General features: G+C 56.6%; 26 protein-coding genes. 7 read left to right on the top strand and 19 right to left on the bottom strand.

From position 1 onward, the window contains the following. Window positions 1-12 precede the first annotated feature (12 nt). The 14 genes from GE107_RS20365 to GE107_RS20430 form a co-directional block, all read right to left on the bottom strand. Window positions 13-1,305 carry a hypothetical protein gene (locus GE107_RS20365; protein ID WP_219642075.1) on the bottom strand — a complete coding sequence of 431 codons (1,293 nt, stop codon included), beginning with the start codon at window positions 1,303-1,305 and terminating at the stop codon, window positions 13-15. Between the two features lie 22 nt (window positions 1,306-1,327). Beyond that, the gene (locus GE107_RS20370) at window positions 1,328-2,800 is read right to left on the bottom strand and encodes an MOP flippase family protein (RefSeq protein ID WP_219642079.1); all 1,473 of its coding nucleotides are present in this window, start codon (window positions 2,798-2,800) and stop codon (window positions 1,328-1,330) included. Window positions 2,801-2,831: 31 nt separating this feature from the next. Beyond that, the gene (locus GE107_RS20375) at window positions 2,832-4,103 is read right to left on the bottom strand and encodes a hypothetical protein (RefSeq protein ID WP_219642082.1); all 1,272 of its coding nucleotides are present in this window, start codon (window positions 4,101-4,103) and stop codon (window positions 2,832-2,834) included. A gap of 15 nt (window positions 4,104-4,118) precedes the next feature. Beyond that, entirely contained in the window at window positions 4,119-5,159 is a 1,041-nt protein-coding gene (locus GE107_RS20380; protein ID WP_219642083.1) for an acyltransferase family protein, read from the bottom strand. Continuing rightward, a complete protein-coding gene (locus GE107_RS20385) occupies window positions 5,137-6,435 on the bottom strand; it encodes a hypothetical protein (protein ID WP_219642086.1) in 1,299 nt (432 codons plus the stop codon). Before GE107_RS20385 ends, GE107_RS20380 begins: the two co-directional genes overlap by 23 nt. Next, a complete protein-coding gene (locus GE107_RS20390; protein ID WP_219642089.1) occupies window positions 6,380-7,576 on the bottom strand; it encodes a glycosyltransferase family 4 protein in 1,197 nt (398 codons plus the stop codon). The genes GE107_RS20385 and GE107_RS20390 overlap by 56 nt, the downstream gene beginning before the upstream one ends. After that, the gene (locus GE107_RS20395; protein ID WP_219642099.1) at window positions 7,573-8,661 is read right to left on the bottom strand and encodes a glycosyltransferase family 4 protein; all 1,089 of its coding nucleotides are present in this window, start codon (window positions 8,659-8,661) and stop codon (window positions 7,573-7,575) included. The genes GE107_RS20390 and GE107_RS20395 overlap by 4 nt, the downstream gene beginning before the upstream one ends. Beyond that, window positions 8,658-9,488, bottom strand: a complete 831-nt coding sequence (locus tag GE107_RS20400; RefSeq protein ID WP_219642109.1) for a glycosyltransferase family 2 protein — start codon at window positions 9,486-9,488, stop codon at window positions 8,658-8,660. The genes GE107_RS20395 and GE107_RS20400 overlap by 4 nt, the downstream gene beginning before the upstream one ends. Continuing rightward, window positions 9,445-10,404 carry a glycosyltransferase family 2 protein gene (locus GE107_RS20405; protein ID WP_219642112.1) on the bottom strand — a complete coding sequence of 320 codons (960 nt, stop codon included), beginning with the start codon at window positions 10,402-10,404 and terminating at the stop codon, window positions 9,445-9,447. Before GE107_RS20405 ends, GE107_RS20400 begins: the two co-directional genes overlap by 44 nt. Then, window positions 10,352-11,335, bottom strand: coding sequence for a polysaccharide pyruvyl transferase family protein (locus tag GE107_RS20410; protein WP_219642115.1), 984 nt, complete (start codon window positions 11,333-11,335; stop codon window positions 10,352-10,354). The genes GE107_RS20405 and GE107_RS20410 overlap by 53 nt, the downstream gene beginning before the upstream one ends. 12 nt (window positions 11,336-11,347) lie before the next feature. Then, entirely contained in the window at window positions 11,348-12,037 is a 690-nt protein-coding gene (locus tag GE107_RS20415; RefSeq protein WP_219642117.1) for a CpsD/CapB family tyrosine-protein kinase, read from the bottom strand. After that, complete coding sequence (locus GE107_RS20420) at window positions 12,018-12,776, bottom strand: YveK family protein (RefSeq protein WP_219642119.1); 759 nt, start codon at window positions 12,774-12,776, stop codon at window positions 12,018-12,020. Before GE107_RS20420 ends, GE107_RS20415 begins: the two co-directional genes overlap by 20 nt. Before the next feature lie 90 nt (window positions 12,777-12,866). Further along, window positions 12,867-14,195 carry a UDP-glucose dehydrogenase family protein gene (locus GE107_RS20425; protein WP_219642122.1) on the bottom strand — a complete coding sequence of 443 codons (1,329 nt, stop codon included), beginning with the start codon at window positions 14,193-14,195 and terminating at the stop codon, window positions 12,867-12,869. Beyond that, complete coding sequence (locus tag GE107_RS20430; RefSeq protein WP_219642124.1) at window positions 14,192-15,394, bottom strand: glycosyltransferase; 1,203 nt, start codon at window positions 15,392-15,394, stop codon at window positions 14,192-14,194. Before GE107_RS20430 ends, GE107_RS20425 begins: the two co-directional genes overlap by 4 nt. Before the next feature lie 186 nt (window positions 15,395-15,580). On the opposite strand from GE107_RS20430, the gene GE107_RS20435 reads away from it, so the two are divergent. Genes GE107_RS20435 through GE107_RS20460 form a run of 6 tightly spaced genes read left to right on the top strand, consistent with a single transcriptional unit; the run spans window position 15,581 to window position 21,777 of the window. Then, window positions 15,581-16,501 (top strand): glycosyltransferase family 2 protein, encoded by a 921-nt coding sequence (locus GE107_RS20435; RefSeq protein WP_219642126.1) that lies wholly within the window; start codon window positions 15,581-15,583, stop codon window positions 16,499-16,501. 30 nt (window positions 16,502-16,531) lie between these two features. Beyond that, window positions 16,532-17,800, top strand: coding sequence for a UDP-N-acetylglucosamine 1-carboxyvinyltransferase (locus GE107_RS20440; protein WP_219642129.1), 1,269 nt, complete (start codon window positions 16,532-16,534; stop codon window positions 17,798-17,800). A 29-nt stretch (window positions 17,801-17,829) separates the two neighbouring features. Further along, window positions 17,830-18,399: a serine O-acetyltransferase gene (locus GE107_RS20445; RefSeq protein WP_219642131.1), complete on the top strand. Its 570-nt coding sequence runs from the start codon at window positions 17,830-17,832 to the stop codon at window positions 18,397-18,399. Continuing rightward, window positions 18,392-19,438 carry an NAD-dependent epimerase gene (locus GE107_RS20450; protein ID WP_219642135.1) on the top strand — a complete coding sequence of 349 codons (1,047 nt, stop codon included), beginning with the start codon at window positions 18,392-18,394 and terminating at the stop codon, window positions 19,436-19,438. Before GE107_RS20445 ends, GE107_RS20450 begins: the two co-directional genes overlap by 8 nt. After that, window positions 19,435-20,769, top strand: a complete 1,335-nt coding sequence (locus tag GE107_RS20455; protein ID WP_219642138.1) for a flippase — start codon at window positions 19,435-19,437, stop codon at window positions 20,767-20,769. The genes GE107_RS20450 and GE107_RS20455 overlap by 4 nt, the downstream gene beginning before the upstream one ends. 3 nt (window positions 20,770-20,772) lie before the next feature. Next, window positions 20,773-21,777, top strand: a complete 1,005-nt coding sequence (locus GE107_RS20460) for a glycosyltransferase (protein WP_219642149.1) — start codon at window positions 20,773-20,775, stop codon at window positions 21,775-21,777. An 11-nt stretch (window positions 21,778-21,788) separates the two neighbouring features. Here the strand turns inward: GE107_RS20460 and GE107_RS20465 are convergent, their stop codons facing one another. The 5 genes from GE107_RS20465 to GE107_RS20485 all read right to left on the bottom strand — a co-directional run bounded on the left by GE107_RS20465 (window position 21,789) and on the right by GE107_RS20485 (window position 25,404). Next, on the bottom strand, window positions 21,789-22,841 hold the full coding sequence (locus tag GE107_RS20465; RefSeq protein WP_219642151.1) for a glycosyltransferase family 4 protein: 1,053 nt from the start codon (window positions 22,839-22,841) through the stop codon (window positions 21,789-21,791). A gap of 145 nt (window positions 22,842-22,986) precedes the next feature. Beyond that, window positions 22,987-23,754 (bottom strand): ABC transporter permease, encoded by a 768-nt coding sequence (locus tag GE107_RS20470; protein ID WP_219642153.1) that lies wholly within the window; start codon window positions 23,752-23,754, stop codon window positions 22,987-22,989. After that, window positions 23,747-24,670 carry an ABC transporter ATP-binding protein gene (locus tag GE107_RS20475; RefSeq protein ID WP_219642155.1) on the bottom strand — a complete coding sequence of 308 codons (924 nt, stop codon included), beginning with the start codon at window positions 24,668-24,670 and terminating at the stop codon, window positions 23,747-23,749. Before GE107_RS20475 ends, GE107_RS20470 begins: the two co-directional genes overlap by 8 nt. 85 nt (window positions 24,671-24,755) lie before the next feature. Then, window positions 24,756-24,956, bottom strand: a complete 201-nt coding sequence (locus GE107_RS20480; RefSeq protein ID WP_219642157.1) for a hypothetical protein — start codon at window positions 24,954-24,956, stop codon at window positions 24,756-24,758. A gap of 28 nt (window positions 24,957-24,984) precedes the next feature. Continuing rightward, entirely contained in the window at window positions 24,985-25,404 is a 420-nt protein-coding gene (locus GE107_RS20485; RefSeq protein WP_219642160.1) for a hypothetical protein, read from the bottom strand. Window positions 25,405-25,707: 303 nt separating this feature from the next. On the opposite strand from GE107_RS20485, the gene GE107_RS20490 reads away from it, so the two are divergent. Then, window positions 25,708-26,076 carry a helix-turn-helix domain-containing protein gene (locus tag GE107_RS20490; protein WP_219642162.1) on the top strand — a complete coding sequence of 123 codons (369 nt, stop codon included), beginning with the start codon at window positions 25,708-25,710 and terminating at the stop codon, window positions 26,074-26,076. The last annotated feature ends 135 nt before the right edge of the window (window positions 26,077-26,211 follow it).

Below are 26,211 nucleotides of genomic sequence, written 5' to 3' on the forward strand. Positions count from 1 at the left end.
TGCTCAACCTTCCTAGCATGTTCGATAATTTTCGACCGTTTTTTTGAGCCAGATGTACAGAGCGTGGGGAAGCAGGTCAAGAAAGACGTCCCTCGCGCTCCGTTTTTGCTTATGCGAGTATGGATCGATGCTTTGCAGCCACTCCAGGAACGGACGGTCCTCGGAACGGATCCGATCCCGGTTGGACAAGCTCCGCCGTCTGATTTCATCCCAGTACTCTACCCAAATCCGATTTTGGGCCAACCAAGAAGGCAAATTCTGCCGTGTGAATTCGATTAACCGCTCCGCTTCCGGAAAACCGCACAGACGGGGATCGATTCCCTCCGCCTGCAGCCCGGCCGCCGTGCGCGCGCATTTCTCGCACCGGCAGCAATTCCCGTATTCGTTGTTCGCCCAGCAGACCCGGATTTGGAGGCCGGTTCCGCTCTCCCGAATATAGTCGGCGATAACCGTCATTTTGTCCTGACGGCTCAGCTCCTCACCTTCCGATCTAACCGAGGTGTCCGCGAAGCGAATTTGGTTGTCGACGGTCGCATGGGATCCGTATGGGACGGTCTGCGCAAGTTTCGGGGGCAAGGAAGATGCCAGAAACAAATGGCGGAAACCGAGCAAATAGCCGAGCGGCGCGCTTAAACCGATCATGCCGATGCCGTGCTGGATGCCCGGCCACCAGCCTCTCGTGATCCGGCCGAACTCGTCGGCCATTCTGGCTTCATGGATGAAGGTTCTCAGATTGCTCTTCAAGAAGAGATTCTCCATGCCGAAAGCCTCTCCGAAGACCGAGTGGTTTTCCTTCACCTGCTCCCATACATGCGGCTGCCCGATCCCGATATCCGCTCCCCACACCGTGATCAGATAAGGACGCTCCGCCGTTTTCCGCAAACAGGCGGCCAATGAATCCACTCCTCCGCTGAAAAACAGCGCGTTTCTGCCTAGATGCTGCTGCGGAGAACGATTATGGACCAGGCGTCCGACATTCAGCCGGCCCTTGAAGTGGAGTTTCGGGTACAAGACGCTGAACGCATCCCGAACCTTTTGCAGACTATGATAAAAAGCGCGGTCCAGTTCCTCCACGTACACATCGGCGCCCGTCACCCAGGCGACGGGACACAAATTCGAAAGAAGCGGAATGAACAGCACGCTGGCCGGCACTTCTCCTACGTTCCGGTCGTATTGCACTTGAAAGGGCTCGCCGGAAAAATAAGACCCGACCCTGTTTCCGTAATCGATCTCATAAGCAACGCAGCGTCCGTCGTCCGACACGCGGACACCCTTCACATGGATCCGTTTTCCTTCCGCCGCCATTCTTGTTCCCTCCTTCGGTTCTTTACCCCGAAGATTCCCGATGGGACGCCTTCATCCGAAGACGGTTCCGAAGGCTCAGCACAAGCTCGCGCTTGAATGCGATAATCAATGCGGCGTATAGAATGAATCCCCAGGTCAATTGCCAAGCAACGGTAAACCATTCGGAGCCGGCGCCTCTCACGAGCCATCCCAGCGCGAATACCCCGGCCGCCATGACCGCGCTGTACAGAACGCCGGGCATAAAGCTGCGGGCATATTCCCCTGCGCACTTCGCCAGTACCTTGCGGACCGACTGGTAATAGTTCACGATCACGATCATGGCTTGTGCGGCCAAATACCCGAATGCAACGCCTGCGGCCCCGTGCAGCCATGCTCCGGCGAGCAAGCAGGGAGCAACGATGACCATGCACAAGACGGAATAATGGAACCTCGTATTGGCCCTGCCGACGGCCAGCAACAGGCTCTCTGTCGGGATTAGAGAGGAACGGAGCAGGAACATGACCGCAAGAATTTGTACGAGAGGGACACTGGCCGTCCATTGTTCTCCGAACGCGAATGGCACCAGATAGGGAGCCGTTACCGCAAGTCCCAGATAGATGGGACCCGTCACGTAGCTGATCATTCCCGTAATCTGAAAGTACCCCTGACGCAGCAGATCCGTTCTGTCCTGGATCTTCGCGAGCAGGGGGAACGAGACTTGCGAAACGAGCGGCCACAACTTCTGCATGGGCATGATTCCCAGTTGATAAGCAAAAGTATAGTAACCGAGCCCTTCCGCACCGATCATTCTTCCGAGAATCAAGTAATCGATGTTGGAAGTGAGCATCTGGATGAGGTTCGATCCTGTCTGATAGGCGCCGAAGCTTACATAACCTTTCAAATCCCGAATCGAAAAATGCCTTCCGGGCTTCCATTGCCGCCAACCCGCTGCCGCCAAGGATAAGGACTTGAACAAGGCGTTGGACAGATAAGCGCCGACAAGCGCATACACACCGTATCCGGCATAAGCGCCGGCCAGCGCGGCCGTAAATCCGATTGCAACGGCAGCAATATCCACTTTGGCCAAGTACTCGAACCGCAGTTCCTTCTGGAACAGCACTTGGAATTGCTGGCCGACGGCCGGAATGACGCATAGCAGAGCCATCCATCGCATCGGTTCGAGAAGCCGAGGCTCTTGGTAATAAGCACAGACGAGCGGAGCGATCAGCCATACGATGGCACCGATGGCGGCTCCGACCGCCAAATTGAGAACGTACAGGCTGGATAGCTCGCTCTTGGTTACGTTCTGACGGTGGACGATGGCGCTTGATACCCCGAAATCGCTCATCGAAACGGCGATTCCCACGACGACCATAATCATGCTGATGAGACCGTAGTCTTCGGGGGAGAGCAGGCGAGACACCGTCACCACCTGAGCCAGTTGGACGACGGTGGTGACAACGGTTGCCAAGCTCGACCATTTCACCGCGGTGACTCCTTTGACTCTTAAGGACATGAGCGTTCCCTCATTCGGATTCGATTCGCGCTTACATCGTTTTCTTCTTCAGGTACAGAAACAACGGATGGGGGATAAGATCGAGAAGCATTTTTTTGGCGCTCCGCTTTCGGTAATACGAGGACAGGTTTCGGCTCCGCAACCAAGCGAAGAAGGCCCGATCTTCCTCCCGAATCCGCGCGTCGTTCTCCATGCCCCGGGCCCTCACCTCGTTCCAGTATTCAACCCGGAGCTCGCTGGACGAAAGCCATTTCGGAAGCTGCTGCCGGATATGCTCGACGGTTTCCGGCGTAACCGGGAACCCGGCGCGCCTTGGATCGATCCCTTCGGCAAGAAGCGCGGCGATGGTCCGCGAGCACTTCTCGCAGCGTCCGCAGTTGCCGTATTCCTTGTTGGACCAGCATACCCGGACCGTGAGATCCGAATCCCGGCTGCGGATGTAATCCGCAATGAGACCCACTTTATCTTGGCGGGTCAGTTCTTCCCCTTCCAGTTGAACCTTCGTGCCCGTCCACCGGATCTGGTTGTTGATGAGCGTGTTGGAACCGTCGGGCACCGCTCTCGCGAGTTTTGGCGGCAATGCGGAGGGGACGTACAGATTCCCGATTCCCAGCATGTAAGCGAGCGGAGCGCATAAGCCGACCATGCCGATTCCATGCTGCACCCCGGGCCACCAGCCGTGCGTAAACCGCCCGTAGGTGAAAGCGATCAGCTCCTCGTTCAGGAACGTGCGCATGCTGGACTTGAGGAACAGACTCTCGATGCGATTAGACCGCCCGAATGCCTCGTTATGACGCTTCACCTCACGCCAGATGTGAGGTTGATGGAGGCCGATGTCTCCTCCCCAGATCGTAACGAAATACGGGTTTTCTTCCTTCCTTCGCAAGAAGGTTCCGAGCGAATCGACCCCCCCGCTGAAAAAAGCGGCAGACCGTACAGGATCGGCGGCAGGAGCATCATCCGTTACTTCCCGCACGTGAAGATCACCCGTAAATTTCAGCCTGGGGTACAACAGGGCGAACGATTCCTTCACCTTCCGCAGGCTTTCGTAGAATCTCCGATCCAATTGTCCGACATGGACATCGGCTCCCGCCACCCAAGCGACCGGCAGCAGATTGGAGAGCAAGGGGATCATGAGGATCCCGGCGGGCACCTCCGATACGTCGCGGTCGTATTGCACGAAGAAAGGTTCACCCGAGAAAAACTGGCTTACCTTCGATCCATAGCGTACCGAATACCGAACGGTTCCGTCCCTCTCGGCCGTCACGTCCAGAACGTCGATTTGATTGTCCGTTTTGCCCATTTCCGACCCCTCCTTTTACGCGTTAAACGCGGTCGCCTTGCTCCCGCCGCTTTTGCCCAATGCAAAAAACAAATAACGGTTTACGAAAAAGATCAAGGGAACCGCCATCGCGACCACGCCGCTTGTGTAGAGCAGCGCCCATAACGGCGTCCGGGTGTCCTGCAGCGGAATGTCGAGAAGGAAGACGACGACGGCTTTCGCGAAAGACAGCAAGATCAGGTGAACCGCCATGATCAGCAGCGTATTCTCCCCGAGGAAGCGCAGCGGCCTCAGGGAAGCGAGAGTCCGGGATACGAGGAGCCAACCGGCCAGTCCGGCGAAAGCAGCGATATAAAAATAGAAATAGTTTCCGTACTGATGGAGATTCATATCGACCCTCCCGTTGGCTCCGCCGGCAATATAACCGATGATGAGGAACGCTGCGGCAAGCGGGAGGCAGTACCGGGGCGCTTGCCATCTGCGGAAACGGAGGGCGTTCGATTTCGCTAGATAGCCGCATCCGTAGAACAGCATCGCGGTCAACGCGACGTCGAAGCCCCAGGGAAACCGGAACGGCAGGTACAAGCTGTCCAGATAGCCGATAACCGACAGCGCGACAAGAGCCAAGAACAGAACGCCCTGCCGTCGTACCCGTTTCGATAGAAGGTAAAAGCCGATTTCCACGAGAAAGAGGCAAGTGAGGAACCAGAGCGGGGTATCGAAGACCAGCCAGTGATCGACGCCGTTGGAATAAAGGATGCCCGCGAGCGGCTTCAGCAACGGAATATCAAGCTCGGCGTCGTTTCCGAACTTCCTCCCGATGACCGCCCAGTAAGCGTAGGTCGCGAAGGCGAAGACGAAGTAGGGAATCAGCAGGGATTTCGCCTTTTTGCGGACGTAGCTTCCGAATCCGTATTTGCCGGCGGTGAACAAGTATCCGGACAGGAAGAAGAAGAGCGGCATATGGAACGAGAAAATATAGTTGGTAACCGTGGACGAAGTAGAACCCGTATGCCCGGCGACGACCAGGATGATCCCGATTCCTTTGGCGGCGTCAAGCCAATCGATGCGCTTCACGGATTTCCCCCCCCTCCCATCGCGGTTGAGGCGATTTGCTCTCCTGATAGGATTGATACAAATAACGGAGGAAGACATAGAGAAGCGGATAAAACATCCGGTTGTCGAACAAATAATGGACCCGGTACACTTCCAGCAAAGAGAAGACGACGGACGGAAAAATCATCATCCAGCCGACCTGGTGCTGCCTGATTCCTTTATAGGCCATCCCGATGAACCACCCGTACAGCACCGCGTATACAACGTACAGATAGCCGGAATCGGCGAACAGCTCCCCGAAATAGCCCATATTCGTATAATCGGGTGCGGAGTAGGGGCTGCTTTTCACGTTGAGATAGGCCTGTTTCGCCGCATCCAGATGAAGGAACGCACGCAAAGTCGATTCCGGTATGAAATTGTACAACAGGTTAATCCACCCATTGAACATCAACGTCGGAAATCCGACCGATCGCTCCGCCAAATCCGGCATCGCCATGGAATGGTTGATGCTGGAGCTGATATAGTCGAGAAACCTTCCCAGCCCGTACGAGTACACGCCTTCCTTCGCAAAACCGGTTTGGGAATAGAATTGGTAACTTCGGAGCCCTTCCGCGGCGGAGAAGAACAGGACGACCGCGGCTAAGCTTGCGATCAGCTTAGGCAAAGTGACCCGAACGCTCCCGAACAGAATGGCGATGACGGCAATGGGAAGCACCACTTCCAGCAACGCGATCCGTTCCGAGAAAAACAGGCCCCTGAGGACCCCGGGGAACAGAATGAGCGCCCACATCCAAAAGCTTCCTTTCCTCTTCAGCCCGAAGACGTGGATGGCATACAGGGAGGAGGCGAGGAGACCGAGCTGCGTTAACGTGGTGACGCCGGATATGCCGGTGACGTTGACGACCTGCTGTTTAAACGCCAAGAAATCCTGCCGGACCACCAGCATTTGGATCAATGGACCGATCCCTTCCTTCAAGACGATCCGGACGATCCACAGCAATTGGGCCGCCCCCGCGATGACGGCAAGGATAAAAGCTTCCCTGCGGAGGGCGTCCCCCCCGGCGTACTTCTGCCTGAACCGCTCGAGCGGCGATCCGGCCGGCTTCGATAAGCTCGTCTTCTCGGTGAGGAAGCAGCAGGCGAGAATGATCAAATAGAAGAACAAATAATTCGCGAAGCCGTTAACGGACCAATACTTCTGGTAGGAGAACATCGGTGGGTAGAGAAACCAGATGAGCGTGCTAGAAGTAACGACCAGCAACAACAGCAGCCTCGGGTGCAGGATCGCCATGTTCATGTGAACCATCTCCGCCGTTCATGGTAAAATGCAAGATCTGTTCGTCAATGTGCCTCCGCAAGCGATCCCGGAACGCATCCGCCGAGAACAGCCCGGCTTGCGCGCTGCAGTTCCGGTGCGCAATCCGGTGCTCGTTCCGCTCGAAATCCAGCACGGCCTGAACGAGAGAGGGGACGGTCTGCTCCCGGAAGAACACCCCGGTCGGATTCGCCTGCTCCAGCCCCCGCACGGTTTCCAAAGCACCGCCTTTGCCGTAGGCGATAACGGGGGTGCCGCAAGACTGGGCTTCCACCGGAGCGATCCCGAAGTCTTCCTCCGCCGCGAAGATGAATGCCCGTGCCTCCTGCATGTACTTCCGAAGCGCATCGCCGGGCTGATAACCGAGCAGCTTGACGTTGGATTTGGCTTTCGCTTTCACCTTGGCGTACTCGGGCCCGTCTCCGATGACGATTAATTTCTTGTCGGGCATTTCTCCGAAAGCTTCCACGATCATGTCGATTTTCTTGTAAGGAACCATCCGGGATGCCGTCAGGTAGTAATCTTCCTTGCTCTCGCATAGTCCGAATCTGTCGACGTATACGGGCGGATAGATCACGGTCGATTCGCGCCGGTATACTTTGCGGATCCGCCGGGAGATATATTCGGAGTTGGCGACGAAGGAATCGACGCCATGGGCCGTCCTCGCATCCCATAGCCGCATCCGATGCAGCATCCATTTGGCGACGGTGCCCTTCAATCCCCGGTCGAGTCCGCTTTCCCTCAGATATTGATGCTGCAAATCCCAGGCGTAGCGGATCGGCGAATGGACGTAGGAGATATGCAGCTGGTCCGGACCGGTGATCACCCCTTTGGCGACCGCGTAGGAGCTGGAAATGACGAGATCGTAACCGGAAAGATCGAATTGTTCGACGGCCAGCGGCATGAGCCCTAGATAATGGCGAAACTTCTTCCTCGCGAAAGGCAGCCCCTGGATAAACGAAGTATGGACTCGCTTGCCCCGGATGAAGCTTCTCTGGTCGTCGGGCAGAAAATCCACGAGACTGTACAGATCCGCCTCCGGATACAGCTCGAGCAGCTGCTCCAACACTTTCTCCGCGCCGGCGTAGACGACCAGCCAATCATGGATGATGGCCACCTTCATGCTCGAACCGCCTCCTTCACCACTTCCAAGGTTTGTCTGGCGCAGGAGCCCCAGCTGAACCGGGCGGCCTGCCGCAAACCCGATCGGCTCAGCCGTTCGCGGGTCCGGTCGTCGTTCATGACGGTGTCGATCTGCCTGGCGATATCCTCGGGACTCCTCGGATCGCAGTACAGGGTCGCATCGCCGCAAACCTCGGGCAGCGACGCGGCAGCGGATACGACGACCGGCGCGCCGCAAGTCATCGCCTCCAGCGGCGGCAAGCCGAATCCCTCGTACAGGGAGGGAAATACGAAGCAGGAGGCCCCTTCGTATAAAGCTTTGAGCTCGCCGTCCGTCACGTAGCCGATCAACTTGATCCTGTCGGAATGCGGCAGCTCGGCGCGGCCGAACACTTTGGCGTTCGCTCCGCCCGCAATGACGATTTCATAATCGACGTCGTTCAGATACTCGATCGAACGAACGATATTCGCAAAGTTTTTGCTCGGATTATGGCTGCTGACCGCGAGGAGGTACCTTTTGGGCTCGATCCCGTGTTTGGCATATACGCCGTAATCCGGCTGCAATTCCCGCATATGCTCGTTTCCGAGCGCCACAACCCGGATTTTGTCCTCGGGAATGCGGCAATGGGAGATGAGCTGGGACTTCGAGAAATCGGAAACCGTAACGATTTTGCGAGCCATAACGCCGAGTCCTCGCTGAATGATTTTGTAGGCATAGCGGAAGGAAACCGAAAAGGAGGACGGAAACTCGAAAACGGCCGCATCATGGATCGTCGCGATTTGCTTGCGTTTGAGCAAGGGTCCGGTATTGCACAAATTGATCAGCCAACCGTCCTTTGCGTACCAAGGAAGGATCACCTGCTCCCATAAGTGTCCGGTTAGCCGCCCGGCCTGCCTCGTCCGGATTCGCTTCAGCCCCAGGTCGTGAATGGCGCCGGGAGGTACCAGCAGCGTGAACCGGTCGTTGCCGGCATCCATCTCGCCCGCTTCCAGAAGCGCGTCCCAATGCTTGACGAGCTCGATGGCGTAACGCTGCACGCCGGTTATTGCTTGGGTAAGAAAACGGCCGTTAATGTAGAGATTCATAACATCCCCCGCAGCCGGCCCTTGAACGAATTCCAGTAGTACATGGATTTCGGGAACTGGAAGGCGGTCCAGAACAGCATCATGCCGAGAAACGGCTTGAGCAGGGCGCCGATCTTGAAACGGGCCGTGTATTGGTGTTTGGTCACGACTTTGCCGAACCCGCAGCCGTACCGGTATGCGCGGCGAATGATTTGGGGGGTGAATTGCTTCAGCGGATTCGGATGCCTGACGGTCAGATCGGGATAGTAATAGACCGAAAATTGGTTCAGCGCTCTGAGAAGATAATCCGTTTCTTCCCCGGAGTGGTAGATCGTACCCGCGCCGACGCCGATTTCTTCGTCGAAGCCGCCGATCGCGTCCGCCGCCTCCTTCTTCAGGAAGATCGTGAAAGAAACCGCGCGTCTCCAAACGTTGATTTTGTCGACGTAGCCTTCGACCGTATCGAATTTGCCGACGGCATCGTTACCGCACGCGTCGATCGACCGCCCGGTAATGATCAGCGCCTTCGGATTGCGATCGAACAGGAGAACCGCTCTGCCCAGCAAGTCCGGTTCATACCAGCAATCGTCGTCGGGAAACGAGACGATGTCGCCCGTGACGTGCTGCAAGCCGACGTTCCTGGCCCTGGACAACCCTCTGGGCGACCTCAATCGAAGGATATCGAATTTCGCCCGGCAGCGTTCGATTATCGGTACCAAGCGGTCGTCCTCGTTCTGATCGACGATGATGAGCTCGAAGTTCCGGTAGGTTTGCAGATCGAGCTTCTCCAAAAAATTCTCCACCTCAGCCAGGCGGTCCACCGTTGCCAAGATCAGAGACACTTTCACGGGACAACCTCCTCCAATCATCCGCAAGAACGAAACGTATCGCCTTCCAGTAGGAAGCCGCTTTATGGCGCCATGGTTTGCGTATCCATGCCCTCCCGCACAAGCCGAGGGAAGTCCACAGATGGGCGGCACGCCTCCATCTTCCCGCCTGCTGCAGCTTTAACAGATAGTAGTGGTTAACCACTTCCGTATAGGCGACCTGCTCTTCCTTGTCTCTGGAGGCGTGAGACTGATGATGCCTGACCTTGAGGTTAGGATCGATCCATAGTCTGCCGCTCCGAAGGGCCCAAGCGGACAGGTACAGATCCTCTCCCAAGCTGTAGCCGGACAGCCACGCTACCGGTTCGAGTCCGAGCAGCGCGCTCTTGCGGAAAGACATGTTGCATCCGAATAAATATTCCGTCGGGAACGGCTCTTTCATGGAAGCCCATTTGGTCATCGAGCCGCCATACCCGCTGGCCGACAATTTCCCGGGCTTTCCCGAATCGTACAGGAAAATCCTCGTGAACCAATCCCATTTCCAGTTGCCGCGGATGGAAGGATCGATGCCGCCGATTCCGGCAATGTCCGGAAACCGGCCATACCAAGCGGCAAGACGGGCCAGGTAGCCTTCCTCCAGCTCCGCATCGTCGTCCAGGAACAGGATGACGTCATGGACCGCCCTTTCCGCGGCGGCAATCCTGGATAGCAGCAGACCGGGATGCCGTTTGCGGTAATAGGCAAAAGCAATGCCGCAAGAATCGAGCAGCTGCCGAAGGGTGCACCGGACGGATGACGGCATTTCTCCGTCGTCCACGATGAGGACCTCGCATGGGAAATCCGGGGATTCCTTGGCAATCGAGGTTATGCAGCGTACCAGATCTTCATGACGATTCCGCGTACAAACCGCCACGGTCATTCCCCGCGGAAGATTCACTGGGCATCCCCTCCTGCTGGATCCGATGCGTCCACTGCCGGTAATAACTCGAGTTTTTGCCGTAGTTGTTGTCGATAAGCCGGTTGGGAAGATCCATCAAGCAAGCGAGAATGTGCCCGTGCAAGCGGGAAGTCACGACGCTGCCGAAGCTGCCGTACAGGCGTACGGCTTTGGCGACGAAGCGGTCGGCCATTCGGTACCAAACCGGCCGGAGCGGCAGGAGGTTCATCAAATAACGATCCAGCACGAAGCCTTTGACCATGAGCCTGAGAAGCAGAAAGTCCCATCCGGACAGCAGCTGCGGCCAATCCGTCCGGGTGTCGCAATCGCATTCACCGGCTTCATGATGCCCTGCTTCTCCGTCCGTCCGGAACAGCCCGAGCACCTTGGCGCTCCGATTCGGCGGAGCCTGGATCGGGTACAGCCGGTGGGCCATGTCCGGACATAAATAGACGTTCGCCAAATTGCCCCGGACGGTCTCGTACGACGTGAGGTCCCTCACGAACAAGTGGAAGTCCGGATGGTTCGCGAACCGCCCAAGCGAACGTTCCCGTTCTCCGGCATCGGAAAAGAACACCGTTTGCGGAAGCACCACGATCCGATGAGTCGGGTAGGTTGCGACCAATGTTTCCCGAAGCTTCTGATTGTCCGTGTATAAGTCCCCGAAATTGCCGCCGCCGTGGCATACGATAATCCAATCGCTCGGAATTCGCATGCGGCTTCGGAACTGAAGAAAGGATAGACGTTTGCGCACCCGGATCCGATGGTCGTGGAAAAATTTCTCCGTGCCTTTCATGATCAGAAGATCGCCGATATTTTCGTGAACGGGATAATCCATGTACACGATTTGGGATCCTGGAGGAATCACTTCCAGAATCGAATCCAACATTCGTTTCAAATGCTCCATCGGGTGCGGGCCGGGCAGTTCCATGAAGCCCTCCCCTTATACGCCGTGCGGGAACTTGTATTGGCGGTAGGCTTTCGTCTGCTCCCGCTTCGTCTGGTTCAGCACGCACCCGATGATTTTCACGTCCAGCCGCTGCAGCAGCGTTTTGGTTTCCAGCGCTTTGGCCTTCCGGGATATCCGGGAGTGCAGGACCCACAGCACGCCGTCGCTTTTCATCGCGAGCGTGGCGGCGTCCGCCAGCGCGAGCAGAGCGGGGGAATCGATCACGACCAGATCGTAGTCGGCTCTCGCTTGTGCCAGCAAGCTCTCCATCGCGGTAGAATCCAGGAGATCTCCCGCGTAGGCGGGAGCCGGTCCGGAAGTCAATACGGACAGCAGCGGGATGCCGGCGTCCTTGACGCAATCGCCCAGGGAAGCGGTATGGAGCAGCACGTTGGACAGGCCCGTTTGGTTCGAAACGGAGAAGATCTGATCCAGTCCCGGCTGGCGCAGATTTCCGTCGATCAGCAGCACCTTCTTGCCAGCCTGGGCGTAAGCGATCGCCAGATTGACCGCAACGGTCGTCTTGCCTTCCGACGGCTCCGCCGAGATGACGGTAACGATTTTCCGATCCGTTCCTCCTGTCTGGGAACCTACCATGTTGCGAAGCGTCCTGAACGTGTCCGAGATCGGAGAGTACGGATCCAAATGCGTGACGAGGCTTCGTTTAGCCGTTAATGTGGACATGCTGATCCTCCCCTACGCGTTTAAAGGACGGCGCGGCCGCCGCTTGCTTCACGTGTTTGATATCGCTCTTGCGGATTTCCGGAATGCCCGCCATCACGGGGATACCCAGCCATTGTTCCACTTGTTTCGGCTCTCGAAGGCTTGTATCGAAGTATTCGAGCAAGTAAGCCAGGAAAACGGAAACGATGAACGACGCCACAAACGCAACAAGCAGCACGAAAGCGAGGCCGGTCTGCTGACCCGCGGACTTCGTATCGGGATTGGACGGAATCACGATCATGTCGCTGTCCACATTCAAGATGGCGGGAGCTTCGACCCGGAATACGGCAGCAACGGCATTGACGATTTGCGAAGCTCTTTCGTAAGAAGGATCTTCAATAGATATGCTCATGATTTGGCTTCCCGTGGCCGTGCTGACTTTCAAGGAGTTCACCAGTTCTCCCGTCGTGACGTTCAAATCCGGATGGGCCTTCACCACGCTTTGAAGAATAGCGGGCGTCTTGATCAGCTCTTTGAACGTATTGATAAGCATTCCGTTAACCGCCACGTCGCCGGGATTCAATTGAAGCTTTCCGTTCTCCAGTCGGGCCTGGTTGACGATGATTTTGCTCGTCGCCTGATAAATGGGCTGGTTATTTGCGGATACGGCATACCCCGATGCGGCACACGCTGCCGCGACCAGGAGCACGATCATGATCCACCTTTTTCGGATGACGGACAAGTAATCGGATAATGTCATAGGAACCCCCCGAAATATGATAATGATACAATTCGTATCATTATCACTCTACGATACAAATCGTCACATGTCAAGGCAAATTCGACACGCCTACAGCGGAACGGATGCTTCGGCAAACCGGTTCAGATGCGGCCTTCCGACCGAATAGTAACGGAACTCCGTGAGGTCGAACAATTCCTTCCCGAAGACGTTCCGGCCGTCGAACAATACGGGCTCTTTCATTTTCTGGCCCAGCAGCTTGAGATCGACGCCGGCAAACTCCGGCCACTCCGTTAGCAAGCAGAGGGCGTCGGCCCCTTCCGCCGCCGAAAGCGCGTCTTCGCACCAGACGACGCGGGGATGGTCGAACAATTTGCGGAAGTTGGGGGTCGCGATCGGGTCGTAGGCCCGAACGTTCGCTTCCAGCCGGACCAACTCCGCCAGGATATCGAGCGCAGGCGCTTCGCGGACGTCGTCGGTGTTCGGTTTGAACGCCAATCCCCAGACGGCGATCGTCCGTCCGGACAAGTGCCCTACGAAGTCCTGCAGCTTATGGATGACATTGGTCCGCTGGTCCTGGTTCACGTCGACGACGGACTTCAGCAGCTTAAAGTCGTAATCCACGTTCCCCGCGATTTGGATCAGCGCGCGCGTATCCTTGGGAAAGCAGGATCCGCCGTAGCCGATGCCGGCGTTCAGGAAGGCGGGGCCGATCCGGCGGTCCTGCCCCATGCCAAGCGACACCTGGGTCACGTCGGCGCCGACTTTCTCGCAGATGTTGGCGATCTCGTTAATGAAGGAAATTTTCGTCGCGAGAAACGCGTTGGACGCGTATTTGATCATTTCCGCGCTGCGGACGTCGGTGAGCAGGATATTCGGCGTCAGTTCGGAATGCAGCTTGGCAATGACGGCCGCGGCAGCCGGATTATCGGCTCCGATGACGATCCGGTCGGGATGGAACGTATCGGAGACGGCCGACCCTTCCCGCAGGAACTCGGGAACGGAAACCACGTCGAACGGATGCCCGGTGTGCATGGCGATTGTCGCCTTGATTTTCTCATTCGTGCCGACCGGGACCGTGCTCTTCGTCATGACGATTTTGTAGCCGTTGATCGCTTCGCCGATTTCGATGGAAGCATCCCGGATATAGCTTAAATCGGCCTCCCCGTTCGGGAGGGAAGGCGTTCCGACGGCGAGGACGACAACCTCCGCCTCCCTGACGGCTTCGGCCAGATCCGTCGTGAATCGGAGCCTGCCGGCCCCAGCGTTTTCTGCGATCATGTCCCCCAGTCCCGGCTCATGGATCGGTACTTCCCCTCGGCGGAGACGGGCGATTTTATCCTCATCCCGGTCTACGCAAGCCACTTCGTTCCCCAAACCGGAAAAACAAACACCGGTTACCAGCCCGACGTAACCGGCTCCAACGACTGCCATTTTCATTTCTCTACCACTCCTTTAGTTTTCTTCGCATCGGCTCCTTGACGGAGCCGTCTGCTGAATTCCACGATCTGTTCGGCTTTCGATTTCCAGGACTGCTTGCTCGCCGCCCGCCGGATCGCCTCCCGGCTAATCTCCTTGCGGGAACAACGGTCCAGCACCCGCCCGACCTTTTCCACAAGCTCTTCGTGATCGTTGTAAAAGGCCAGGAAGTCCTCTCCCCGCCTGATCAACTCCGGCGTTTCCCTCACCACGATCGGAAGGCCTGCCGCCGCGTATTCATACAGCTTCATGGGACTTCGTCCCTGGTTCGCCTTATGGTCTGACAGCGGCAGAAGCGCCAGGTCGGCGTGATGCAAATAGGAAGGCAACTCGGCATATGGCCTCTGCCCCAGGAAGAACGCGTTGCCCAGTGAGGAGAAAGGTTCGGAAACGGCCGGCGGACAGGGACCGATCACGATCACGCTGATATCCGGGCGCCGTTCCGCCAAATACCGGAGCGCCTCCAGATCCAGGCGTTCGTCGACCGCGCCGACGTAGATCGCCCGCGGCCGCGGGATGGACTTCAGCTCCTCCGGTTCGGATCCGCCCCTCGAGAAATGTTCGAACTCCACTCCGTTCTCCATGACGATGGCGGGAACGTCCATCTTGTACTTCTGGACGTTCCGGAGCACCGGCTCGGAGGTGGCGACCATCCCGTGGGCCTTGTTCACGATTTCCCGCTCCGCGAGCGCCACTGTCTGGTCCCCGGACATCTCCGCGTAATGGTCCGTCGGCCGGTAGATGACGACTTTCGCGCGGATATATTTCTCGATCCCTACGAAATAAGGCTGGTCTATCAGCAGAAGGTCCACGTCGGAAAACCGGTGGCGCTTTAGAAGTCTCGAAACGTTCGGAAACCGGATCGATTCCACGAACCAATTCGATCCCGTCTTCTTGTACACCCGTCCGGCAATGGTCCAAGGAACGAGGGACAGCGTGACGCCGTGGATGAATTCGCCCTCCATTTTCCTCATGTTCCACCATTGCTTGAAACGGTCGAAAATCGGCTTCTCTTTCATTTTCAGAAGATGCGCGGGGGTGATCGAGGTACTCAAGTGGAGCACGCGGTGTCCCATACCCGACAGCTCCCGTGCCAGGTGATGGGATCCGACTACGAACGGACCGCCAATATACGTATGGCTGACGAACATGATATTCATTTCCTTCACCCTATCCTGTCCCGCAGATACGATTTGTATTTTTTATTTCTACAATAGGTTACAATACGTATCGTGTCAAGCGCGGGAATGGAGTCCAAGAAACAATTGACATGATACACTTTGTAACTTAAAGTAAGGAATGAATCCGCAATAAAGATACATATTGGATCGGAAAAGGAGTGCAGGATGGAAACCACTGTGGCGATCTGCACGCATAATCGAGCTGCAGATACGGTTGAAGCGATCAACAGCGTATTGAAGCAGAATTATCCGCGCGACCGTTACGAGGTCGTCGTCGTCGACAACCGCTCATCGGATGATATCGCTTCGTTGGTACGCAGCATGATGAAAGAGGAGACGAACCTGCGTTACGTGTTCGAAGAACGGCTTGGGCTCTCCTACGCCAGAAACCGGGCCATCGATGAAGCCCGAGGCGAAAACATCGTTTTTCTGGACGACGATGCGCTCGCCGGCGACGGATGGCTGCGGCATATGCGCGATTGCTTGTCCATCGAAGGCGTCGCGTGCGCGGGCGGAAAAATCATTCCCCAATGGGAGTCCGGAGCGCCGGGGTGGCTGCCCGACGAATACAAGTCCGTTTATACGATTCTCGATTACTCGGATACCCTCGCCGAGATGAAGGGAACGGCCATTCCGTACGGAGCCAACATGGGATTCAAAACGGAAGTGATCCGGTTCTATGGCGGATTCAGAACCGATTTGGGAAGGAGCGGCAAAAACCTTCTGTCCGGCGAGGAATCCGAGCTCATCCACAAAATCAAAACGAGCCACGCCGTGTATTACACGCCGAAAGCCGTCGTCTTCCACAAAATATCCGCCAAACGGACCAAGCTGAATTGGTTCATGAACCGGATGTATTGGCAAGGAGTAAGCGACGCCATCCGATTCGAGCTCTCCGGTCCCCGGGCGTTCTCGAAAGCCGTTCTCCGCATCGGTCTCTACGTTCTCCGCTTGCCGCTTTCCCTCTCCCGCAAACGCGCGGTCCTGCAGCTGGCGAAAATCGCCCTGCAGCTCGGCATTCTTAGGGAACTCGTCAAAGGTACCCGCCATTCGTTAGAGGCGGCTTCCAATCGATTCGTTAAATAAAGAAAAAATAAGGATAGGAGTGTGGATGTTATGATTACGACTTTGGAGCAAACGCGAGCTTTCGTACTGAACGGGGGGAATACGATTTCGGGGCAGATTCGGCTGTCCGGAGCGAAGAATGCCGCTCTTCCGATGATCGCGGCCGCTTGCTTGGGAGAAGAGCCGACGGTGCTGGACAACGTACCGGTCGAGTTGCGCGACGTGAAAATTCTCATTCAAATCCTGAGCGAAGCCGGAGCCCATATCCAGGTGGACGGCACTTCGGTCAGCTGTTCCAGAGGCACGTTCCCGAGCGGAAACGTGAACCGCATCGCCAGCGAAATCCGGTACTCGCTGCTTCTGCTCGGCCTGGCTTCGGCTCTGCGATCGGAGCTGCTTCTGCCGATGCCCGGCGGGTGCAAAATCGGAGACCGCAAATACGACCTGCACCTGATGGGCTTGCGCAAATTGGGCTCGGTGGTGGAAGACACGGAAGAAGGCATATTCGTCCAATCAAACGGCAACAAAGGCACCGCCATCGAATTTTATTTGCCTACCACTTCCGGTACCGAAAACATCATGATCGCAGCCGCCGCGGCGGAGGGAGAAACGACGATCCTGAACGCGAATACCCGCCCGGAAATCATGGAGCTGGCCAAGCTGATGAATCGGATGGGAGCGGATATCGAATGCTCGAACCGGGTCGTCCGGATCCGGGGCGTCAACCGAATCCGGGGCGGCGTCCGCTATTCGGTCATGCCGGGCTGGGATGAAGCCGTCACCTACATCGTGGCGTCGGCCATGACGGGCGGCGAAATTTGCATCCCCGATTTTTCCCTGGATTTCATTAAAGAAGACGTCAGGCAACTGCGGGAAATCGGCGTGGAAGTATTCGAATGGGGCGGGGCCGTCTATGCTTCAGGCAAGAAAGAGAAAAAGGGATTCGATCTGTTTACGGCACCTTACCCCGGCATCAATTCGGATATGCAGCCGATCTTCGCGGCATTGGCGTTCTCGGCGAACGGCAGAAGCACGATCACGGACTTGAGGTTTACGGAACGCTTCAAATACGTGGACGAACTGAAAAAGTTCGGCGGAAACATCCTGTCGTTCGGCAACACGGCGATTATCGAAGGCGGGAAACCGTTGACGGGCGCGAACGTGACGGCAACCGATCTTCGCGGAGGCGCGGCCTGCTTGCTGGCCGGACTCATCGCGGAAGGAACGACGGTTATCGGAAATATCTCGCAGATCGAGCGCGGCTACGAGAACATCGTCGGCAAGCTGAGGCAGCTGGGCGCGGATCTCGACGTCCGTTAGACGTCCGGCGGGCACTAGGGAGGCTCGGCATGCGGAACTATCGATACAGGGAAGTGCTCCGGCTCGTCAGGGACGATTTTAACGCCTGCGTCAAGACGAAATCGCGTTTATGGCGGACGGTGGCGTTTCTGACTTCGATCAACTTTCAGGTTTTGTTTCTTTACCGGCACTGCCATTACTGGAATACGAGAACGTCCCGGATTCACCAGCTTCTATTGAAATTCGTCAGTTACTACGCCCGAACCCGCTTTCAATGCCACATCTCGGAAAGCTCGCAAATCGGTACCAACCTGCGTCTTCCCCATCCGACCGGCATCGTGATCGGCGAAGGCGTGGAAATCGGCGACAACGTCACCATTTTCCAGCAGGTCACCATCGGAAGCCACGGCAAACGGGGATTGGAGCGGAGTTACCCGATCATCGAAGACGATGCGGTCATTTACGCGGGCGCCAAATTGATCGGAAACATTAGAATAGGTCGGAATGCGGTGATCGGAGCCAACGCCGTCGTGAATCTGGACGTTCCGGCGGGCTGCGTGGCGGTTGGCATACCGGCGAAAGTGATTCAAAAAAGAGAGCAGGTGCTGCAGCATGGCTGACATTCTGATTACGGGCTCATCCGGATTTATCGGTTTCCATTTGGCCCAGCGGCTGTTGAACGACGGCTTGGAAGTCGTCGGCATCGACAGCATGAACGATTATTACGACCCCGCGTTGAAGCAGGCTCGCTTGAATATGTTACGACAATACAGGAAGTTCTCCTTCCGCCAATTCGCGCTCGAGGACGGAGACAGCCTGAACGGCCTGTTCGCCGAGTACGACTTTCCGGTTGTCGTCCATTTGGCCGCGCAAGCGGGCGTCCGGTACAGCCTCACCAATCCCAGAGCGTACATTGACGCGAATATCGTCGGCTTTCTCAACGTGCTTGAGGCCTGCCGACACCACGAGACCGGGCATTTGATTTACGCTTCCTCCAGCTCCGTATACGGCGCGAACGCAGCCATGCCTTTTTCCGTTCGGCATAACGTCGACCACCCCGTAAGCTTATACGCCGCGACCAAGAAAGCAAACGAATTGATGGCCCATACGTACAGCCATCTGTACGGACTGCCGACGACCGGCCTGCGCTTCTTCACGGTATACGGGCCTTGGGGCAGACCGGATATGGCTTACTTCAAGTTCACCCAGTCCATCCTCCGCCGGGAAACGATCAACGTGTTCAACTACGGGAAAATGAAAAGGGATTTCACGTACGTCGACGATATCGTGGAAGGCATTCGCCGGCTTCTGGACCGCACGCCGCGGCCGAATCCCCAGTGGGATAAAATCGCGGCCGATCCGGGCACCAGCTACGCCCCTTACAAAATTTACAATATCGGAAACAACCGGCCCGTTGCCTTGGGAGACTTCATCGCCTGCTTGGAGCGGAAGCTCGGGATCGAAGCGGTCAAAGCGTATTTGCCGATGCAGCCGGGCGACGTTCCGGAAACGTATGCCGACGTCGACGACCTGATGGCGGATGTCGGATTCAAGCCGGCCACCTCGATAGAGGAAGGCATCGGCAAGTTCGTCGATTGGTACTTGGATTACGATAAGAAAGGCATGTATACCGACGAAGAAAAAGGAATCGGCGTATGACCAAAAGAAGGAGCACGCTGTTTCATATCCTGACGACGTTCGCGACGCGGATCGTCGTACTGGGCGCGGGATTTATTCTCTCCGTCTTGACGGCGAGGCTGCTGGGCCCGGAGAGCAAAGGGCTGCTCGCCGCCATCTCCGTGCTGCCGCAAATCGTCCTGACGATCGCGGATCTGGGCATCCGGCAAGCCTCCGCGCAGTTCATCGGGAAGCGGCTGTATCCGCAGGAGGATATCGCTTCCTCCTTGATGCTCCTATGGTTGTTCACGTCGATCTTCAGCATGCTGACGGTCGCCGGCCTCTTCCTCTTCCAATTCGGCAGCGGAGCGAACTGGCTCCTGCTGGGAATGGCCTTGGCGACGATTCCGCTCAATCTGGGCGCGCAGTATTTACGAGGACTCATGCAAGGTAAGGAACGGATTTCCAGCATGAATACGGTCGAAATCGTGAAGGTGTTCCTGAACATCGCGCTCATTCTGCTCGCGATCGTTCTGTTCCCCGACGATGTGCTGGGCGTGTTGCTTGCTTCCGCGTTCGTCGGGATTTACACGGTTTACTATTCGGTCAAGATCGTAAAGAAAGACATGCCGTTGAAATTCAAGTACGTGCCTCAGCTCCCGAAGCGGTTGATCTCCAAAGGTTTCGCTTTCGCGGCCGCCTTGTTCATCCTTCAGTTGAATTATCGGATCGGAGTCGTCATGGTCGGCCATTACTCCACGGAATACGACGTCGGGATCTATTCGCTCGGCACGAACTTCGCGGAGCTGATCTGGCAAATTCCGGCCGCCATCGCGATGGTCATGTTCGCGAGAAGCGCGAACAGCAGGACGGACGCCGAAGCCGTGGAACGCACGGCCAAGCTGCTCCGGGTCGTATTTCCGCTGCTGCTCGTCTTGGGGGCGGCACTCTGGATCGGCGCTCCGCTTATCGTTTCGATCTTGTACGGAAACGCCTATCTGCCCTCCGTATCCGTCATCCGTTATTTGCTGCCGGGAATCGTCTTCTTCGTCATCGCCAAGCTGATCCATAACGACGTCGCCGCGAGAGGCAATCCTCTGTTTGGGCTCATGCTTGCCCTCGGACCGCTGATCCTGACCATCGTGCTGAACGTCTTCCTCATCCCGGCGTTCGGGACGAACGGCGCCGCCGTTTCCTCGTCCGTTTCTTATACGGTGGCGAGCGTCTTGTTCCTGGTCGCGTATTCGAGGAAAGAGAAAATTCCCATTCGGAAAATCATTCTTATCGAACGTTCCGACTGGAACGAAGTCGTACTGCGGGTTCGCGGCGCGCGTCGAAGACTGCAGCCCGTAGCCGCGAGAGAGCGGGGGTAGAACATGCTCGTTTCGATCATCACCGCCTATTACAACCGGGAAGATTACGTCATTGAATCCATTCAGAGCTTGCTGAACCAAACCTACCGGGAGATCGAAATCCTCGCGATCGACGACGGGTCCACCGATCGGACGCTTGCCATGCTGCAATCGATCGAGGATCGCCGGTTGCGGGTCATTACCCATCCCAATATGGGGCTTGTCCGCTCGTTCATCCATGCGATCGGGCAAGCGTCGGGAGACCTCATCGCCATTCACGGATCAGGGGATTACTCCTATCCGGAGAGAATCGAGAAGCAGATCGAATTGCTGCGGAACCGTCCGGAAGTCGGCGTAGTCGGCTGCCAAGTGGAGAACGTGAACACGATCACGAACGAGAGGTCGATCTACGACAAGCTGGAAGAGGATAAGGACGTTACGGAACAGCTGCTGAGCAAAAACAACGTCTTTACCCACGGGGAGGTCATGTTTCGGAGATCCGTCTACTTGCAGGCGGGCGGGTATCGCGAGCTGTTCACGTATACCCAGGATTACGATCTGTGGCTGCGCATGAGTCTGGTCACCAAGTTCGCCAACGTCCGCGAGGTGCTGTACCGGCGTTATACGCTGCCCGGAGGCGTCGGCGCGTCCCTGGAGAAAGTCATGCTGCAGCAGTATCTGGCGGAGATGGCCCGGCAATGCCTGGAGATGAGATTGCGAAGCGGCGGCGATATCATCGATCGTTACGGTACGCTAAGCCCGTTCTTGCGCGATCGGACGAAACGATTGTCGAACAAGCTGTACGAGCTGGCCAAAAAAGCACTGCTGCGGGAGAACGATCCCGTCAGGGCGAAGTTTCTGAACCGGCTGAGCCTGCAGGAAAAATGGACGTTCAAAAATCTCGGTTTCCAGCTGCTTCTGACCCTGGCTCCGAAGGGGAAGACGGATGGAAAAGCGGCGTTACCTTTCATCCAAGCGCTGAGAACGATGAAGAACAAATTAAGAGGCATATTTAAGCCCGCGGCCTGACGCCGCGGGCATTATCCTGCTTCCGACTCGACCCGGCCGACTTGCCGTCCGCGATTCCCGTACACGCCCGACGTCATTTCGGATATCCGGCTCCATTCAAGCTCAGCCAATTTGTAATCGAACGGCTCAACGTCCTCGTACCGCTCCCTTTTCTCTTTCATTTCCCGCATCGCCTTCATCAGTCCGTCCGGATCGGACGGGTCGTACAAGATCGACGTCTCGGGCGTAAGATAGTCCCGGAGCAGCCCGAGATCCGGTGCCACGACGGGCCTGTAGAAGGAGAGAGCCAATATCGCGGAACCGGACGTCGTGATATTCCGGTACGGAAGGACGACGGAATCCGCGGCTTGGAGGAAATCCGCGAGTTCCTCATCCTTGACGAAATCAAGCGATAGGTAAACACGATCACCTGCGTCCTGCAGGATGGAAACGTCGAAATCGGCGGTCGGCTTGCCGGCGATTAGCAGGCGGGTTTCCGCATCCCCCATCCGCTTAAAGCTCCGAAGCAGCAGATCCAACCCTTTATAAGGCGAAATTTGGCCGATGAAGGCAAACAAATAGGCGTCTTCGGGAATGCCGAACCGCTCCCGGATGTTAAGCCGGCGGCTCGGATAAGCCTCCTTGAAATGGCCGTGGGGAATGCAGATGATCTTGCCGGCGTCGGCATGGAAATTCGCCACCAATTCATCCCGGACGGAATCTCCCATGACGATCAGCTTCGAGCATACGCGGCATAACAAGATCCTCATCCTGCGGTGAAACCGGGTCGGGCCGTCCTTGTGCGGCCAGACGTTATGGACCGTCCACACGATAGCGGCCCCTCTAAGCTTGAGATAAAGCAAAAGGAAAAGAAACACGGCGGTTTTGACGGCCGTTTGGACGAAGTTACGACCTGTATAATGGAAACTCGGCCAATGGATATGGAGGATATCTCCCCTGCGGATCTCGTATATTTTTTTCTTGTCGAACGGCTTGACCGTCAAGCCGGATTGTTCGAGTGAGCGGACGAGCAACTCCATGTATTTGTTCCCCGGCAGCTTGATCGGAAGCATGAATACGGTCATCGTTATCACCTGATTCCGCTGGATGGTTGAATTATGCATTTACAGTACGATACATTTCGTATCATGTCAAGGAGTAGAAAAACCGCCCCCGCGGGAGCGGTCTTCCGTCAATCCGATTGCACACAAACTTACGACAAAACACGGTTCAAGCCGCCACGTCCCGCTTGCGGAACACCGTCCAGGACACGATGTTGAAGACGATCACGTACGCGGCCAGCACGGCGATCGAGAACCCGAGCGTCGTCTCCTGGTTCGGAATGGGTCCGGCGCCTCCCTCGAGATAGTTCACGAGATTCAGGTGCAGGAAGCCGACGTATTTGACCCACGGTTTGTCCGTCATGCCGAACAGCACGTCGAACAGCCGCGTGACGCTCGCCATGAGCAGGAAGATCGACAATCCGATCGCGAGTCCGTTGCTCCGGAAAGCCGAGGAGAGCATGAAGGCGAACGCGGCGACGAAAACGAGACCGATCAGGTGCAGTCCGTAATATTCCAACGCCTTCGGGAGATCGATCGTTCCGAACATTGGGATGTTCACGGCCATGGACACGGCGAACGCGACGATCGCCATCAGCAACGCGAATAGGAAGATCGAAATATACTTGGACAGAAGGATCGAGGATCGGCTCCAGGGCCGGATCAACAGCAGCTTGATCGTACCCCAAGAAAATTCGCCGGCAACCGATTCGGCGGCTTTGACGACGGTGAAGATATTGATGAGAAGAAACAGTATCTCTCCTTCGATGAACGTTACCGACCAGCTGTCCAAGGTACCTTCTTTCCCGTCCGCGAGGTACAGGAGCAAGGAGGTCGCGAGCGGCACGAAAACGGTAAACGCGAACATGACCCAGGTGCGGAGGCGGCGGTATATTTTCATGTTCTCGTTCCGAATCAAGTTCCAGAAGCTAGACATGGCTTTCACTCCCCGTCACTTCGAGGAATTGGTCTTCGAGCGATTTGGTTTTCACGCGGATTCCGTATACCTGGATGCCGGCTTCCACCAGCCTGCGGTTGATGGCGGCCACCGTTCGGCGATCGGCTTCCACGGTGAACCCGCCGCCCGCCATCCGGCCCGGGCCCAGTCCGTCCAGAATGCCAAGCGCGGCATCGGGGCGGTCGACTTCGAACAGCACTTCTTCGGTCGTCTCCGCGGATGATCGGGCGTCTTCCGGACGCAGGGAACGGATGTCGATGATCTGCCCCTTCTGGAGAATCGCGACCCGGTCGCACATCAGCTCCATTTCCGACAGCAGGTGGCTGGAGACGAACACCGCGGTGCCTTCTTCCCGGGCCAGGCGGCGCAAGTAGTCGCGGAGCTCCCGGATGCCGGCCGGATCGAGTCCGTTCGTCGGTTCGTCGAGCACAAGCAGCTTCGGGCGGTGCATCACGGCCTGGGCGACGCCCAGACGCTGGCGCATGCCGAGGGAGTATTTCTTCACTTTGTCGTGAATGCGGCCGTTCAGGCCGACGATCTCCACGACTTCCGCGATCCGGTCTTTGGAGACGCCGGACATCCGCGCGTAATGCAGCAGGTTCTGATAACCGGTCAGGAACTTGTACATTTCCGGATTCTCGACGATGGCTCCGATCTGGGAAACCGCCCGGGAGAACTCCGATTTCACGCTGCGGCCGCCAAGCAGGATATCGCCCCCGCTCATCGACATCAACCCGACCATCATGCGGATCGTCGTCGTTTTGCCCGAGCCGTTGGGACCGAGAAACCCGAATACTTCGCCCGGATAAACCTCCAGGGAGATTCGGTCGATAATCGTGCGGCCGCCGATCCGTTTGGTCACGTCCCGCAGCTGCACGACGGGTGCCGAAGACATGTGCTTCCCTCCATCAACTCGCGATATTGCGTTCGTCTTCTATTATAGCAATATCGCATGCCGCCGCCTTGATTTTAGGGAAACTTTAGAGGAATGCCGAAGCGGCGGGAGGGTGCTCGGCTTCGGGGACCGGGCTGTCGTCCCGGCATGTCCGATCCCGATCGAACGCGCATGCGCGGCAGAATCCCAAGTGGTGCTCGTTGCGGAAATACCCGGTCCGGAACACCGTCAATGCCCGATCGATTCCGGCCAGCTGGCCGCATTTGACGCAATAGAATTGTTCCATTTCGCTTCCCCGCCCTTTCACGTTTTCATTACCCCCAAGATTGTTTCCGGTAAGCCTCATGGATACGGTACAACAGCGGTGCTTTGGCTTTCAGCCTCTGGTTCAGAACCTTCGTCAGAACGGCTCGTTTGACCGGATCCGGGTCCAGATCCACCGCGTACGTCCACCAGTGGCGTTCCCCCGACGCTTGCGCGATGCGTCCCGACGCCTCGATCGGCACGCCCTCGAGCATGAATTTGAGCGTGACGGACCACTCCCCGTCCGGCGGCATCCATAATGTCGTCCGAAAACGAAGCCAGTCCGGCGCCAATTCCAGCAGCAGCACTTTCCTCGATTTCGTCCTGACCTGGCGGTTGCCGATTCCGGAAACCCACATTTCGGCATCGACGGCGTCATCCGCATGCATGCGGATCGATTTTCGCGTCCAAGCGATTTCTTTATCCGGCATCTTCGTCAACTCCGGCTCTGCGAAAATGAACCTTAACGATACTAAATGTATCTTTCCCTCTCTTCCACAATAGTTACAAAACGTAACATTGTCAAGATTTATTTTGCAATCTTTGTCGCAAAATGCAGGCTGGGTTTCTATCGTAAAATTGCATATATAATAAGTCATTTGTCGTCTAGGAAACGGATACATTGCGTATACTAATATTGATCCCCCTTATGCGACGATTTGTCGCAACCGATGCAATCTACGCGTTTCCATATTATGATGGACTCAAAAGGGATACAGATAGGAGAGAATATAATGAACATCGGCAGCCGCATCGCTTCCCTTCGGGATCAGCGCGGTTGGACGCAAGAAGAGCTGGCGTCATCCCTTGGGATCTCGCGCGCCGCGTTATCCCACTACGAGAAAAACCGGAGAGAACCGGACACGGAAACCCTGTCTAAGGTAGCAGACCTATTCGGCGTGTCGATCGACTACTTGGTCGGCCGCACCGAGCTTCCGAACGGTACCGTCGATCCCGACGTCCGCCGATTCCTCGATGAGGTTGAGCTTTCCGACGCCGAGCTGCTCGAACGCTTCTCCCTCACGATCGACGGGCGCAAGCTCACGCCGGAAGAAGCGCGCCGTTTTATCGCCTTCGTTCGGGCCGAACGGGCGATGAATTGATTTCGGGATTTCGGTGCGAATGGGTTGAAAATGAACAAAACCTCGCGAAACGCGTCCTGCGGACTGCTCGTTTCTGCGAGGTTTTTTTTCATTCCGAGAGTTATCATGGGCTTACTTTCTCTTCAGCGGGTTCTC

The sequence above is a fragment of the Cohnella sp. CFH 77786 genome, assembly GCF_019400745.1.
Classification (GTDB): domain Bacteria; phylum Bacillota; class Bacilli; order Paenibacillales; family Paenibacillaceae; genus Cohnella.

Coding starts and splice junctions, on each gene's coding strand:
- GE107_RS20365 (WP_219642075.1), bottom strand. CDS start 1,305: ATGGCGGCGGAAGGAAAACGGATCCATGTGAAGGGTGTCCGCGTGTCG.
- GE107_RS20370 (WP_219642079.1), bottom strand. CDS start 2,800: ATGTCCTTAAGAGTCAAAGGAGTCACCGCGGTGAAATGGTCGAGCTTG.
- GE107_RS20375 (WP_219642082.1), bottom strand. CDS start 4,103: ATGGGCAAAACGGACAATCAAATCGACGTTCTGGACGTGACGGCCGAG.
- GE107_RS20385 (WP_219642086.1), bottom strand. CDS start 6,435: ATGAACATGGCGATCCTGCACCCGAGGCTGCTGTTGTTGCTGGTCGTT.
- GE107_RS20390 (WP_219642089.1), bottom strand. CDS start 7,576: ATGAAGGTGGCCATCATCCATGATTGGCTGGTCGTCTACGCCGGCGCG.
- GE107_RS20395 (WP_219642099.1), bottom strand. CDS start 8,661: ATGAATCTCTACATTAACGGCCGTTTTCTTACCCAAGCAATAACCGGC.
- GE107_RS20410 (WP_219642115.1), bottom strand. CDS start 11,335: ATGGAACTGCCCGGCCCGCACCCGATGGAGCATTTGAAACGAATGTTG.
- GE107_RS20415 (WP_219642117.1), bottom strand. CDS start 12,037: ATGTCCACATTAACGGCTAAACGAAGCCTCGTCACGCATTTGGATCCG.
- GE107_RS20420 (WP_219642119.1), bottom strand. CDS start 12,776: ATGACATTATCCGATTACTTGTCCGTCATCCGAAAAAGGTGGATCATG.
- GE107_RS20425 (WP_219642122.1), bottom strand. CDS start 14,195: ATGAAAATGGCAGTCGTTGGAGCCGGTTACGTCGGGCTGGTAACCGGT.
- GE107_RS20430 (WP_219642124.1), bottom strand. CDS start 15,394: ATGAATATCATGTTCGTCAGCCATACGTATATTGGCGGTCCGTTCGTA.
- GE107_RS20435 (WP_219642126.1), top strand. CDS start 15,581: ATGGAAACCACTGTGGCGATCTGCACGCATAATCGAGCTGCAGATACG.
- GE107_RS20440 (WP_219642129.1), top strand. CDS start 16,532: ATGATTACGACTTTGGAGCAAACGCGAGCTTTCGTACTGAACGGGGGG.
- GE107_RS20445 (WP_219642131.1), top strand. CDS start 17,830: ATGCGGAACTATCGATACAGGGAAGTGCTCCGGCTCGTCAGGGACGAT.
- GE107_RS20450 (WP_219642135.1), top strand. CDS start 18,392: ATGGCTGACATTCTGATTACGGGCTCATCCGGATTTATCGGTTTCCAT.
- GE107_RS20455 (WP_219642138.1), top strand. CDS start 19,435: ATGACCAAAAGAAGGAGCACGCTGTTTCATATCCTGACGACGTTCGCG.
- GE107_RS20460 (WP_219642149.1), top strand. CDS start 20,773: ATGCTCGTTTCGATCATCACCGCCTATTACAACCGGGAAGATTACGTC.
- GE107_RS20465 (WP_219642151.1), bottom strand. CDS start 22,841: ATGACCGTATTCATGCTTCCGATCAAGCTGCCGGGGAACAAATACATG.
- GE107_RS20470 (WP_219642153.1), bottom strand. CDS start 23,754: ATGTCTAGCTTCTGGAACTTGATTCGGAACGAGAACATGAAAATATAC.
- GE107_RS20475 (WP_219642155.1), bottom strand. CDS start 24,670: ATGTCTTCGGCACCCGTCGTGCAGCTGCGGGACGTGACCAAACGGATC.
- GE107_RS20480 (WP_219642157.1), bottom strand. CDS start 24,956: ATGGAACAATTCTATTGCGTCAAATGCGGCCAGCTGGCCGGAATCGAT.
- GE107_RS20485 (WP_219642160.1), bottom strand. CDS start 25,404: ATGCCGGATAAAGAAATCGCTTGGACGCGAAAATCGATCCGCATGCAT.
- GE107_RS20490 (WP_219642162.1), top strand. CDS start 25,708: ATGAACATCGGCAGCCGCATCGCTTCCCTTCGGGATCAGCGCGGTTGG.